12 protein-coding genes are annotated in these 13,199 nt (G+C 64.9%); 3 read left to right on the top strand and 9 right to left on the bottom strand.

Annotated elements, in window-relative coordinates:
* Positions 1-24: 24 nt before the first annotated feature.
* From nrdF to ACZ9J7_RS18220, 8 genes are all read right to left on the bottom strand, one after another.
* The gene (gene nrdF / locus ACZ9J7_RS18185) at positions 25-999 is read right to left on the bottom strand and encodes a class 1b ribonucleoside-diphosphate reductase subunit beta (RefSeq protein WP_015937302.1); all 975 of its coding nucleotides are present in this window, start codon (positions 997-999) and stop codon (positions 25-27) included.
* 108 nt (positions 1,000-1,107) lie between these two features.
* Positions 1,108-3,228, bottom strand: coding sequence for a class 1b ribonucleoside-diphosphate reductase subunit alpha (gene nrdE, locus ACZ9J7_RS18190; protein WP_476211371.1), 2,121 nt, complete (start codon positions 3,226-3,228; stop codon positions 1,108-1,110).
* Between the two features lie 20 nt (positions 3,229-3,248).
* Positions 3,249-3,719 carry a class Ib ribonucleoside-diphosphate reductase assembly flavoprotein NrdI gene (gene nrdI / locus ACZ9J7_RS18195; RefSeq protein ID WP_476211896.1) on the bottom strand — a complete coding sequence of 157 codons (471 nt, stop codon included), beginning with the start codon at positions 3,717-3,719 and terminating at the stop codon, positions 3,249-3,251.
* A 104-nt stretch (positions 3,720-3,823) separates the two neighbouring features.
* Positions 3,824-4,069: a glutaredoxin-like protein NrdH gene (gene nrdH, locus ACZ9J7_RS18200; protein ID WP_013601222.1), complete on the bottom strand. Its 246-nt coding sequence runs from the start codon at positions 4,067-4,069 to the stop codon at positions 3,824-3,826.
* A 370-nt stretch (positions 4,070-4,439) separates the two neighbouring features.
* Positions 4,440-4,961 (bottom strand): TspO/MBR family protein, encoded by a 522-nt coding sequence (locus tag ACZ9J7_RS18205; RefSeq protein WP_476211375.1) that lies wholly within the window; start codon positions 4,959-4,961, stop codon positions 4,440-4,442.
* A 37-nt stretch (positions 4,962-4,998) separates the two neighbouring features.
* Complete coding sequence (locus ACZ9J7_RS18210) at positions 4,999-6,375, bottom strand: class I SAM-dependent methyltransferase (RefSeq protein ID WP_476211376.1); 1,377 nt, start codon at positions 6,373-6,375, stop codon at positions 4,999-5,001.
* Positions 6,372-7,103, bottom strand: a complete 732-nt coding sequence (locus ACZ9J7_RS18215) for a DUF1365 domain-containing protein (RefSeq protein ID WP_476211378.1) — start codon at positions 7,101-7,103, stop codon at positions 6,372-6,374. The genes ACZ9J7_RS18210 and ACZ9J7_RS18215 overlap by 4 nt, the downstream gene beginning before the upstream one ends.
* Positions 7,100-8,497, bottom strand: coding sequence for an NAD(P)/FAD-dependent oxidoreductase (locus ACZ9J7_RS18220; protein WP_476211379.1), 1,398 nt, complete (start codon positions 8,495-8,497; stop codon positions 7,100-7,102). Before ACZ9J7_RS18220 ends, ACZ9J7_RS18215 begins: the two co-directional genes overlap by 4 nt.
* 96 nt (positions 8,498-8,593) lie before the next feature.
* Here ACZ9J7_RS18220 and ACZ9J7_RS18225 point away from each other — a divergent pair, with 96 nt between their 5' ends.
* From ACZ9J7_RS18225 to ACZ9J7_RS18235, 3 genes are read left to right on the top strand one after another with little or no spacing between them, the layout of a single operon-like run.
* Positions 8,594-9,511, top strand: a complete 918-nt coding sequence (locus ACZ9J7_RS18225) for a LysR family transcriptional regulator (RefSeq protein ID WP_224026280.1) — start codon at positions 8,594-8,596, stop codon at positions 9,509-9,511.
* A gap of 45 nt (positions 9,512-9,556) precedes the next feature.
* Entirely contained in the window at positions 9,557-10,063 is a 507-nt protein-coding gene (locus tag ACZ9J7_RS18230) for a DUF2004 domain-containing protein (RefSeq protein ID WP_476211380.1), read from the top strand.
* A gap of 50 nt (positions 10,064-10,113) precedes the next feature.
* Positions 10,114-10,824, top strand: coding sequence for a DUF4386 family protein (locus ACZ9J7_RS18235; RefSeq protein WP_476211381.1), 711 nt, complete (start codon positions 10,114-10,116; stop codon positions 10,822-10,824).
* A 22-nt stretch (positions 10,825-10,846) separates the two neighbouring features.
* On the opposite strand, the gene metE is transcribed toward ACZ9J7_RS18235, so the two are convergent.
* A complete protein-coding gene (gene metE / locus ACZ9J7_RS18240) occupies positions 10,847-13,177 on the bottom strand; it encodes a 5-methyltetrahydropteroyltriglutamate--homocysteine S-methyltransferase (RefSeq protein ID WP_476211382.1) in 2,331 nt (776 codons plus the stop codon).
* Positions 13,178-13,199: the final 22 nt, after the last annotated feature.

Here is a 13,199-nt window from a genome sequence, read left to right on the forward strand (position 1 = left end):
AGTACGTTTCAGAGAAACAAGCAGTTAGAAGTCCCAGTCCTCGTCCTCGGTGTTCACGGCCTTGCCGATCACGTAGGAGGAACCGGACCCTGAGAAGAAGTCGTGGTTCTCGTCAGCGTTCGGGGACAGAGCCGAGAGGATGGCCGGGTTCACATCGGTGACGGACGCCGGGAACATGGCCTCGTAGCCCAGGTTCATCAGAGCCTTGTTGGCGTTGTAGTGCAGGAACTTCTTGACGTCCTCGGCCAGGCCCACACCGTCGTACAGGTCGTGGGTGTACTGGACCTCATTCTCGTACAGCTCGAAGAGCAGTTCGAAGGTGTAGTCCTTGATTTCCTGGCGGCGCTCCTCGGACACGGTCTCCAGCGCGCGCTGGAACTTGTAGCCGATGTAGTAGCCGTGCACGGCTTCGTCGCGGATGATCAGGCGGATCAGGTCGGCCGTGTTCGTGAGCTTGGCGCGCGAGGACCAGTACATCGGCAGGTAGAAGCCCGAGTAGAACAGGAAGCTCTCCAGCAGGGTGGAGGCCACCTTGCGTTTCAGGGGGTCGTCGCCCTGGTAGTAGTCCATGACGATCTGGGCCTTCTTCTGAAGGTTCTCGTTCTCGGTGGACCAGCGGAACGCCTCGTCGATCTCCTTGGTGGAGGCCAACGTGGAGAAGATCGAGGAGTAGCTCTTCGCGTGCACGGACTCCATGAACGCGATGTTCGTGTAGACGGCCTCTTCGTGCGGGGTGAGAGCATCCGGAATCAGGGAAACGGCGCCCACGGTGCCCTGGATGGTGTCCAGCAGGGTGAGCCCGGTGAACACGCGCATGGTGAGCTGCTGCTCGACCGGGGTCAGCGTGTTCCACGACTGGACATCGTTGGACAGCGGCACTTTCTCCGGCAGCCAGAAGTTGTTCACCAGGCGGTTCCAGACATCCACGTCCTTGTCGTCCTGGATCCGGTTCCAGTTGATGGCCTCGACGTGGCTAAGCAGCTTGACCTTCTCGGTCATGTCATCCCCTAAGCGTTGGGTGGGTTTCTCTAAGTTAAAGCGTACGACGGCGGGCGGGCACCCGCCGTCGTACTCAACCTTTGGTCTCGACAGGCTCGACCAGCGGGGCTACAGCATGCAGGAGACGCAGCCCTCAACCTCGGTCCCTTCCAGCGCGAGCTGGCGGAGACGGATGTAGTAGATGGTCTTGATGCCCTTCTTCCAGGCGTAGATCTGGGCCTTGTTGATGTCGCGGGTGGTGGCGGTGTCCTTGAAGAACAGCGTCAGCGACAGGCCCTGGTCCACGTGCTGGGTGGCGGCAGCGTAGGTGTCGATGACCTTCTCGTAGCCGATCTCGTACGCATCCTGGTAGTACTCCAGGTTGTCGTTCGTCAGGTACGGCGCCGGGTAGTACACGCGGCCCAGCTTGCCTTCCTTGCGGATCTCGATTTTGGACGCCACCGGGTGGATCGACGAGGTGGAGTTGTTGATGTAGGAGATCGAGCCTGTGGGCGGGACAGCCTGCAGGTTCTGGTTGTAGATGCCGTGCTCCATGACGGAGGCCTTCAGCGCCAGCCAGTCAGCCTGCGTGGGGATGTGCACGTCCTTGAAGAGCTCGCGGACCTTCTCGGTCTGCGGCACCCACTCCTGCTCCGTGTACTTGTCGAAGAACTCGCCGGAGGCGTACTTGGACTTCTCGAAGCCGCCGAACGTCTGGCCGGTTTCGATGGCCAGCAGGTTGGAGGCGCGGACGGCGTGGTACACCACCGAGTAGAAATAGATGTTGGTGAAGTCCAGGCCCTCTTCGGAGCCGTAGTGGACCCGCTCACGGGCAAGGTAGCCGTGCAGGTTCATCTGGCCCAGGCCGATGGCGTGGCTCTGGTCGTTGCCCCTGGCGATGGACGGCACCGACGTGATGTTGGACATGTCGGACACTGCGGACAGGGACCGGATGGCCGTCTCGATGGTGAGGCCGAAGTCCGGCGAGTCCATGGTCTTGGCGATGTTCAGCGAGCCCAGGTTGCAGGAGATGTCCTTGCCGGTCTCGTCGTAGGACAGGTCATCGTTGTACGTGGTGGGCTGGGAAACCTGGAGGATTTCCGAGCACAGGTTGGACATGATGATCTTGCCGTCGATCGGGTTGGCCCGGTTAACGGTGTCCTCGAACATGATGTAGGGGTAGCCGGATTCGAACTGGATCTCGGCGAGGGTCTGGAAGAACTCGCGCGCCTTGATCTTGGTCTTCTTGATCCGGGAATCGTCCACCATCTCGTAGTACTTCTCGGTGACCGAGACGTCGGAGAACGGCATACCGTAGACACGCTCCACATCGTAGGGCGAGAACAGGTACATGTCCTCGTCCTTCTTGGCCAGCTCGAACGTGATGTCCGGGATGACGACGCCCAAGGAGAGGGTCTTGATGCGGATCTTCTCGTCCGCGTTCTCGCGCTTGGTGTCCAGGAACCGGTAGATGTCCGGGTGGTGCGCGTGCAGGTACACGGCACCGGCACCCTGGCGGGCACCAAGCTGATTGGCGTAGGAGAAGCTGTCTTCGAGGAGCTTCATCACGGGGATGACGCCGGAGGACTGGTTCTCGATCTGCTTGATGGGGGCACCCACCTCGCGGATGTTGGTCAGTGCGAACGCCACGCCGCCGCCGCGCTTGGACAGCTGCAGTGCGGAGTTGATGGAGCGGCCGATCGACTCCATGTTGTCTTCGATGCGGAGCAGGAAGCAGGAGACCAGCTCGCCGCGCTGCTTCTTGCCTGCGTTCAGGAAGGTGGGGGTGGCCGGCTGGAAGCGGCCGTCGATGATCTCGTCCACCATCTGCATGGCCAGCTGTTCGTTGCCGCGCGCCAGGTGCAGTGCAACCATGCAGACGCGGTCCTCGTAGCGTTCCAGGAAGCGCTTGCCGTCGAACGTCTTCAGCGTGTAGGACGTGTAGAACTTGAACGCGCCCAGGAAGGTCTCGAAGCGGAACTTCTTCTTGTACGCGCGGTTGAAGAGATCGCGGATGAAGTTCATCGTGTACTGGTCGAGCGTCTCACGCTCGTAGTACTGGTTCTTCACCAGGTAGTCGAGCTTCTCTTCCAGGTCGTGGAAGAACACGGTGTTGTTGTTAACGTGCTGCAGGAAGTACTGGTGGGCGGCCTCACGGTCGGCCCCAAACTGGATTTCGCCGTTGGGACCATAAAGGTTCAGCATGGCGTTCAGCTCGTGATAGCCCAGCCCCTTGTAGGCAGCCGGCATCTCAGGCTTCTGGGCCCTGGTTACTTCTGTGTCTGCGACAGTCGTGTCCAAAACGTGTCCAATCCTTGGTTGACCCGGGTGACGTCTTCCGGCGTTCCCATAAGTTCGAATCGATAAAGGCGGGGTACCTGGCATTTGGCGGCGATGATGTCCGCTGCCATGCAGTAGTTGTCCCCAAAGTTAGTGTTGCCGGCGCCTATGACACCGCGGAGCAGCTGCCTGTTCTGCGGGTTGTTCAGGAACCGGATGACCTGCTTGGGCACGGACCCCTCTCCCCCGGTGCCGCCGTAAGTGGGCACCACCAGCACGAACGGCCGGGTGGCGAGGAGGGGTGCGTCCTTTGCATGCAACGGGATCCGGGCCACCTCACGGCCAAGCTTCACTACGAAGCGGCTGGTGTTCTCGGATGCCGAGGAAAAATAGATAAGCCGGCTGTCCGTGACAACCTGCTCTGGCTGGTGGTGCGAAGTGGCCGGCGGGGACACCTCCACGCGCTGAGCCGCGTGGTGTTGCGAAGTACTTTGCTCTGCTGTGGGTGCTGCCATGGGAGTCACCTCAGCTGCTTGTTGGTTGCCGGCAGGAAAAGCTGTGACTCCTAGGCCACGGAGGAAACGGCTGACAGCGCGAGTTCCTCGATCTTGTCGGGGCGGAAGCCTGACCAGTGATCCTGGTCGGTGACAACAACTGGAGCCTGCATGTAGCCCAGTGCCTTCAGGCGCTCGAGTGCCTCGGCGTCCTGGGAGATGTCAACGCTCTGGTAGGTGATGCCCTTCTTGTCGAGCGCGCGGTAAGTGGCGTTGCACTGAACACAAGCAGGCTTCGTGTAAACCGTTACGGTCATTGTCCCTGTCCCCTTAGTTGAAATCTTTGGCTGGGCCGGTGTCCCCGTCCAGCTGTATGTAGATACTACATGTAGTGCAGACGCCTCTTTGGAACCCCAAGATGATGTATTACAAGTATGTCATTTAATGCACCTTTAATCCACAGGCGAGGGCTGGAAAAATGCCCGGGATCCCGGGATTTTTGCGGTCTGGGTCCACACCCTGTGGATGGGGTTGAACACATATGCACAGTCAGCGTGTCGTGATTTTCGGCGTGTCGCCCGCCAGTCCGGCCACAAGGAAAAGGGTCCCTGACCACTACATGTAGTGGTCAGGGACCCTTGGGACCTGCAGCACACCCGAAGGAAGCTGAACCGGCAGCCCTTCCGCCTATAACCTGGCGGGATTGAGCCGGGCGATGGCGCTGGACAGCACAGTGGCGAAACCGCACCAGGCCGCGTACGGAGCCAGGGATGCTCCGGCAACCCGGTTCAGCCGGTACGTCCGCCGCACCAGGTCCGCGCTGCTGGCCGCCAGAACGGCCGCCTCGGCAGCGGCCAACCACGGCCGGCGGGAGCGCCAGAAGAACCAGCTCCAGGAAGCGTTGAGGACCAGGTTGGCGGCCAGCGCGCCCCGGTAGGAGCGCAGTTCCCGGCGGTGGTCCTTCCTGGCCGGGTCCGGACTGTCGGCGGCCCTGTCGTGCTCCGCCGCGCTGTCGAGTGCGGCGGCGGACGTCACGGCAAGGTCCGCATACAGGGCCGTCCACACCAGGGGAAAGGCAATTGCGGGCGGCTGCCAGTCCGGCTTGCGCAGCTTCAGGTACCAACCGCTCCGGGGGTCCGTTGCCGCTCCGCCCGCGGCGGCGGTGGCTACCGTCGCCGCCGCGGTCCATGCCAGGGTCTTCAGTTTCATGCGTCCTCCCTTTCCCCGAATGGATACACCGTGCAACCTATAGTTGCGCCTCCCGGCGGTCCAGCACAATCTGCTGCACGTCCAGGTAGCCGGACTGGAAGCCCGCCCGCGAGTAGCACAGGTAGAACAGCCACATCCGCTGGAAGACTGCATCGAAGCCCAGGTCCCCCACCTCGCGGGAACGTGCAAGGAACCGTTCCTCCCACAGCCGCAGGGTGGCGGCGTAGTGGTCGCCCATGCCCATCCGCTCCCGAACCCGCAGGGTGGTGTGCTTCTGGGTCACGCCTTCGATGGCCCGGACGGACGGCAGGAAACCGCCGGGGAAGATGTACTTGTGCACCCAGGTGTAGGCGTTCCGGGTGGCCAGCATGCGCCCGTGCGGCATGGTGATCGCCTGGATGGCCACCTTTCCGCCCGGGGCCAGGACCCGGTCGATCGTCTGGAAATAGATGGGCCAGTACTCATACCCCACGGCCTCGATCATTTCGACCGACACCACGGCGTCGTACTCCCCTTCCACCGCGCGGTAGTCCTGCAGGGCCACTGTCACGCGGTCCGCGAACCCGGCCTCCGCAATGCGTTCCTGCGCCAGCGCCTGCTGCTCGCTGGACAGCGTGACGCTGTAGACGGTGGCGCCACGGGCAGCGGCACGCAGGGCAAGCTCACCCCAACCGGTGCCGATTTCCAGCAGGCGGGTACCCTCGCCCACGCCGGCCTTGTCCAGCAGCCGGTCGATCTTGGCCCGCTGGGCCTCCGCCAAGGAATCCCACGCCACCGAGGACAGCGGGCCGGCCCCGGCGGGAAAGAGCGCCGACGAGTAGCTCATGGTGGAGTCCAGGAAGTTGGAAAACAGTTCGTTGGACAGGTCGTAGTGCCGTGAAATGTTGCTGCGGGTGTTCTGTTCGGCGTTGCGCTCCTGGCGGGGCGTCCGCGGCAGGTACAGCGAGCGCAGCTTCTGCAGCGGCATGGGGATCAGGGTGTCCACGGAGGCTGCAAAGACCTCGAGCACCGCGGCCAGGTCGGACGCCTCCCAGTCGCCGGCCATGAAGGATTCGCCCAGTCCGATCAGCCCGTTGTCGCCGATCCGCGCCTCGAATGCCGCGGGCCGCACCATGGTCATCACGGGGGCGTCCGCGCCGCCCATCCCGAGGACCGAACCGTCAGGGTATTCAACGCGCAGCGGCAGCCGCTTGACCGCACCCCTGAACATCAGGCCTGCAGCCTTCCCTGCAACATCGGCCTTCAGGCCCGACGGCGGCTGGGCAACACCGGGCCACAGGGCAGGATCGATGGTGGCGGGCGCAGCCGGGACCCCGCCGGCGGTCCAGGCTGCGGGCGTGTGGGTGGCGGCCGGCCCGAGGGTCTTGTTGTCGACGGAAGCTGAAGCAGTTCCGTTGTCGTCAGTCATTGTCATTGAACTGCCTCCTGTGAGGGGTGATGTGGTCTGGCAACGACGGGCAGGCGTCTTGCCCAGAGTTTAACGCCCTGGACCCGGATCAGGGCGGATACCAGCAGCGGCGCGGCAGGCACCGTCAAAGCAGCCGCGAGGATGTTGGAAATGGTGGCTGGCCTGCGGCGGCCGTCCATGGTGGCCACGAAGGGGCGCTGCCCTTCACGCTCCAGCACAATGGACACCGCAAGCCTGTCCCCGGGCGCCGGGAGCTTCATCCGGTACTGCCCGTCAACGTCGTTGAAAGGTGAAACGTAGAAGGCTTTCGGCACCGAGGCGCGGCCGCCGGGATCGGTGTGCAGCAGGTAGCAGTGCCGCTCGCCATAGGTGTTATGGACCTCGGCCACCACGCACTGCAGTTCCCCGGTGGAGCGGTAGCACCAGAACAGGGTGAGCGGATTGAAGACGTAGCCGAAAACCCTGGCGCTGGTCAGCATGTGGATGGCGCCACCGTCGGGCTCAATGCCCTGGGTCCGCAGGTACCGCTCCACGTTGGAGCGGATGTCCGCGTCCGGATCGCCCAGATGGTCTCCGGCGCGGAACACCGCGAGCGGCCGGAGCAGCCCGGGCAGGCGCGGAAGGTTGTCGACGTCCACGAACCAGCTGTAGCTCCGGTACGTGAACGCATTCTTCAACGGGGTACGCCGCACATGGGAAATGGACGTGCGGTAGATCGAGGCATCCATGGTCATACAGGTTCCGCTGACAGCAGTTCCCGCTCCCCCTCGCCGGTGGAGTCCGCGGAATCGGCGCCCCTGGCAACCGGCCAGGTGCGGCCCAGCTTCTCCGCGGCGCGCACCCCGGAGAGGGCCCCGTCCTCGTGGAAGCCCCAGCCAAGGTAGGCCCCGGCATACGCGATCCTGCCGTCGCCCAGCGCCGCGATGGCCTGCTGCGCTTTGAGGGATTCCGGGGTGTACTGCGGGTGTTCGTACACCATCCGTTCCAGCACGGCGTTGTCCGAGATCAGCTCCGACTCGCCCAGGCTCACCAGGTAGGGGCGGCGGTCCGCGGGCTCGAGCCGCTGCAGCCGGGTGAGGTCGTAGCTCACCAGGACCTTGTCCGGCCGCGCGTCGCACGCCGGAAGCCGGTAGTTCCAGGACGCCTTCGCGTTGTCCGCCGCCGGCAGGACCGCAGGGTCCTGGTGGAACACGGTGTGGTTCACGGAGTAAGGCATGCCGCCCAGCGCCTCCTTCTCCTCCGGGGTGGCATCGGCCAGGAACCCGAGTGCCTGGGCGGGATGGGTGGCGATCACGACCGCGTCGAAGTCTTCCAGCCCGTTCGCCGTTGCGAGCTCCACGCCCCCGGGCAGGCGCCGGATGGCAGTCACGGGAGTGTTGAGGCGAACGTCGGGGAGGGTGGCGGCAAGTTTCTCGACGTATCGCGCCGAGCCGCCTGTTACGGTGCGCCACTGCGGCGAGCCCTTGACGCCCAGCATGCCGTGGTGGCCAAGGAACGTGAACAGGTACCGCGCCGGATAGGCGAGGGCGGTGGTGGGATCGCAGGACCAGACGGCGCTGACCACCGGGGTCATGAAGTGCGAAATGAAGTAGCTGCTGAACTTTTCCCGCGCCAGGAACTCCCCCAGCGTCAGTTCGGGCACGTCGACTTCGTCGCTGACGGACGACGGCGGGGCGGTCCTGAGCAGTTCCCTCGCCTTCCTGTAGAAACGGGTGACCTCCAGCAGCATCAGCAGGTAGCGGCCGCGCAGCAGGCTGGATGGCTTGGCAATGATGCCGCGGGCGCCGTCGCGGGCGCCGGCGTATTCCAGTCCACAGCCATCGCAGCGGATGGACATGCTCATCTCCGAATCCTGGGTTTCGACGCCAAGTTCCGCGAAGAGCCGCAGCAGGGTGGGATACGTCCGTTCGTTGTGCACGATGAACCCAGTATCCACGCCGATGACGCTCCCATCGGCCTGGGGCAGGTCATGGGTGTGGGCGTGGCCGCCCAGCCGCGAATCGGCCTCGAACAGGGTGACATCGTCCTGCCGGTTCAGTACATAGGCTGCCGTCAGTCCGGCCACTCCGCTGCCGATCACGGCGATGCGCCGTTGGCCGCCTGCATTTCCTGCTGGGTCAAGTGACACTTGCTGCTCCTCTGCTGAACATTTGCCGCTGTGCTGGTGATACAGACGGCAATTCGGCGCGGTCAGGGCATTGGATGGGTGCAGTACTGTGAACTGGTGGTAAATCCCGTGCACCTGAAGACCCTCCTGGAGGTCACGCGGCTGGGCTCGTTCGCTGCGGCAGCCGCAACGCTCGGCTACACGGCCTCCGCCGTCTCCCAGCAGATGTCCGCGCTGGAGCGGGAAACGGGCGTAACCCTCTTCCAGCGCTCGGCGCGCGCCGTGATCCCCACGGAAGCCGCCGTCGTCATGACCCGGCATGCCGCCAAGGTCCTCACCGACATCGAGGCACTCATGGCCGCGGCGTCAAGGACGCAGGACACCGGAAGCCAGGAACTGCGGCTGGGGATTTTTCCCAGCCTGGCCACCTATGTCCTGCCGCGGATCCTCAAGAATCCGGCGTGGAAGAAGCTGGGCATTGACCTGCGGGTTTCCGTGGCGGAACCGGGCCAGACCATCCAGGGGCTGCGCACCGGCGGGGACCTGGACCTGGCCGTGGTGTTCCAGGTGGGCCAGACCGGTTTCGCGTGGCCCAACACCATTAATCGGCAGTGGATCGGCGACGACGACTTCCGGGTGGTGCTGCCGGCCGGGTGGGGTTTCCGGGCCGACGCGAAGGTCGCGGCGGACCACTTGTCGGAGATGCCCTGGATCATGCACCATCCCGGCACCAGCGACGCCATGGTGATTGAGCGGCTGTTTGCCGGCTGCAACCTGCACCCCCGGGTGGTGGCGCACAGCGACGACTTCCACGCCAGCCTGGAGATGGCGGCCGCGGGCCTGGGGGCCGCCCTGGTTCCGGAACTGGCGCTCCGGAACAAGCCAGCGGGGGTGGTGGTGTTGGACGTGCCGGAAATCCGGCTGGCCCGGAACGTCTTTGCGCTGCTGATCAATGACCGGAAAACGGCCCGGGTGCAGCTTTTCGTTGACCTGCTGGCCGAGACTCTCGCCGGAATGCGCACCGCGGTGAATTAGGCGCGAACGCTGGAATGGTCTGCCCTTCGGGTCTATGTTGAGACTATGAACAAGGTAGCGAGCCAGCACTTTGGGGAGATTGAGCTCAACCACGGCATGGATCATCTCTTTGCCGCCAAACATGAGCTGCGCGGCCATCCGCTGGAACTCGACCTGAACATCAACGCCCACGAGCACTTCGATGAAGCCGCACTGCGCAAGGTCGAATACCGGCTCCGCTTCCTGCCTGAACTGGTGGACGAGGTCCGGGAAATGATCGCCGAGGAGCTGGAGCAGGAGGGCACCAGCCCGCAGGAATACCTGCACTTCCACTGCAACGCGCTCAAGGACGAGCAGCTGCACAAGGTCTTTGGCGTCCAGGACCGGAGCCAGCTCACCAACGAGGTGTTCCTCAAGGCCCTGAAACTGGGGCACGTAGCCATCTACCCCGGCCAGCCGGAACGCTATTTCGTCCTGGACTTCACCCTCGGGGAGCACTTCACCGACGAGGTCCTGGTGGCATCCGCTGACCAGGACGGCGTGGTGGACGACGAAATCGTCTGGGAGTCCTAAAGGGGCCTTTGGCACTGGCCCTCCCCCGGGCCCGGTTCCAGCATGAACCCATGAAAGATGTCAGAGCCCGGACCTGGCGGCTTTCGGCCATACTCCTGCTCGCCGGCGTGGCCGTTTCGATTGTCGCCGGGGTGTTCCACGCCGAATCCCACGACGCAAACGACCACGTTGCCTCATTCACCGCCTACGCCGGCAGCGGCACCTGGACCGCCGTCCATCTGGGCCAGTTCATAGGCGTGGCCCTGGTGTGCGCCGGCCTGGTGGCCCTCTGGCCCACCGTCGACGTCCAGCAGTACGCCGTGTCCTGGACTGCCCGCTTCGGTGTTCTCTCCGCGGCTGCCGCCCTGGCGCTTTATGCGGCCCTGCAGGCGGTGGACGGCGTGGCCCTGAAGCAGGCGGTGGATGCGTGGACCGCTGCGCCCGAGCCGGAGAAGGCGGCGCGGTTCGCCACGGCAGAGGGTATCCGCTGGCTGGAATGGGGAATGCGCAGCTACCAGAACTTCCTGCTGGGCGCCGCACTGGTGCTGTGGGGTGTGGCTGTCGCAGCGGCGCGCGACGTTTCCCGCGTGATCGGCTACCTCATGGCGCTGTCCGGACTGGCCTATCTGGTCCAGGGCTGGATTATCGGGGCCTCGGGATTCTCAGCAGCGAACACGCTTCCCACCCTGGTGGGCATTGTAGCCATCCTCGCCTGGACCGTGTGGCTGCTCATCTCCGCCGTGAGGATGAAAGAGACGACGACGGCGGGTCACCGAGAGTGACCCGCCGTCGTCGCGCGTTGTCTTACTTCGCCGTTTCGAGCAGGCCGGCGCGCACGGCCTGGGTGGCCTTGACCAGGTTGCGCAGGGACTCCTCAGTCTCGGCGTAGCCGCGGGTCTTCAGGCCGCAGTCAGGGTTGACCCAGAGCTGGCGGGACGGGACGTGCCTGACGGCGGTGCTGAGCAGCTCGGTGACTTCCTGCTCGCCGGGAACGCGCGGGGAGTGGATGTCGTAGACGCCCGGGCCCACCCCGCGGCCAAAGCCGTGGGCCTCAAGGTCGTGGACCACCTCCATGCGGGAGCGGGCGGCTTCGATGGAGGTCACGTCGGCGTCCAGGCCGTCGATCGCGTCGATGATCACGCCGAACTCCGAGTAGCAGAGGTGCGTGTGGATCTGGGTGGAATCGGCGGCGCCGGCCGTGGCCAGGCGGAAGGAGCCGACGGACCACTTCAGGTAGTCGGCCTGGTCTGCCTTGCGCAGCGGCAGCAGTTCCCGCAGGGCGGGCTCGTCCACCTGGATGACCTTGATGCCGGCGGCTTCGAGATCGGCAATCTCGTCCCGCAGCGCCAGGCCCACCTGGTTGGCGGTTTCGCCCAGCGGCTGGTCGTCGCGGACGAAGGACCAGGCCAGGATGGTAACCGGACCGGTGAGCATGCCCTTCATCGGCTTGCTGGTCAGGGACTGCGCGTACTCCGCCCATTTGACGGTGATGGGGGCACTGCGGGTGACATCGCCCCAAAGGATGGACGGGCGGGTGCAGCGCGACCCATAGGACTGGACCCAGCCGTGGACGGTGACGTCGAAGCCCTCCAGGTTCTCCGCGAAGTACTGCACCATGTCGTTGCGCTCGGGCTCACCGTGCACCAGGACGTCGTAGCCCAGCTCTTCCTGCAGCTCCACCACGCGCTTGATCTCGTCCTTCATGAGCTGCTCATACTGACCGTCGCCCAGTTCGCCCTTGGTGTTGCGCGCACGGGCGGAGCGGATCTCTGACGTCTGCGGGAACGACCCGATGGTGGTGGTGGGCAGCGGTGGCAGGTGCAGCGCCTCGTCCTGGGCCGCTTCACGGACCGCGTAGTCGGACCGGGTGAAGTCCGCTCCGGTCAGGGCTTCGGTGCGGGCCCGTACGTCGTCGCGGTGGACGCCTTCGGCGGCAGCACGGGATGCGATCACGGCCGTTGCCTGGTCGATGGCGGCCTTGGCGGCGGCAGGGTCTGCCAGGTAGGTGGCAAGGGTGGTGACTTCGACGGCTTTCTGGTCCGCGAACGCCAGCCAGCTGCGGAGCTGCGCGGGCAGCTGGGTCTCCTCGTCAACGTCATGCGGGACGTGCTGGGTTGAGGTTGACGTGGAGACTGTCACCTTCCCGGCAGCTGCCTTGAGGTCATCGAGTTTCGCGGCGGAAGCAGCAAGGTCGTTGCGCCAGATGTTGTGGCCGTCCACGACGCCGGCAACCAGGGTCTTGTTGCCCAGGCCCGCCAGTGCTGCGGCGGAGGGAACGGCGCCCTTGAAGACGTCGATGTGCAGGGCGTCGATGTTGGTGGCGGCAAGCGTCCCCAGCTGGCCGGCGAGGGACCCGTACGGGGTGGACACGAGAATCTGCGGGCGGTTGGCCGCCGCGGTGAGGACGTCATAGGCGCGGGCAACTGCTGCTTCGACCTCTGCAGCGGGGGTGTCCTCGTCGACCACCAGCGCGGGTTCGTCGAGCTGCACCCAGCCGGCGCCGGCGGCGGCCAGCTTCTCCAGCAGCTGGACGTACACCGGCAGGATGTCCTCGAGGCGGGACAGCGGCGCGAAGCCGGCCGGGGCGTCGTCGGAGGCCTTGGACAGGAGCAGGTAGGTGACAGGGCCGACGATGTAGGGGCGGGTTTCGATGCCGTGGGCCAGTGCGAAGGCGAACTCGTCGACCTTGGCGGTGGACGCCAGGGTGAACTCGGTTCCGGGACCGATTTCCGGAACCAGGTAGTGGTAGTTGGTGTCGAACCATTTGGTCATTTCCAGTGGCTGCTGCTCCTTGGTGCCACGGGCCAGGGTGAAGTAGCCGTCGATGTCCAGCTGCCCGGCGGCGTTGAGGAGCCTGCCGAAGCGGGCGGGCACCGCACCCAGGTGGGCGGTGGTGTCCAGGACCTGGTCGTAGTAGGAGAACGTGCCGGGGACGGCCGCGGCTTCGGTCAGTCCGAGGTCCTGGAGGCGCCTGGCGGTGGACAGCTGGATGTCCTTGGCGGCGGCGTCCAGCGCGGCGGCGTCGATCCGGCCGGCCCAGTAGGCTTCGACGGCCTTCTTGAGTTCGCGGCGGCGGCCGATCCTCGGGTAGCCGAGGAGTGAGGCGGACGGGAAGGGAGTGTTGTTTTCAGGCATGGCAAAGTTCCTCAGGTCGGAG

It is taken from the genome of Pseudarthrobacter sp. TE9888 (genome assembly GCF_056279345.1).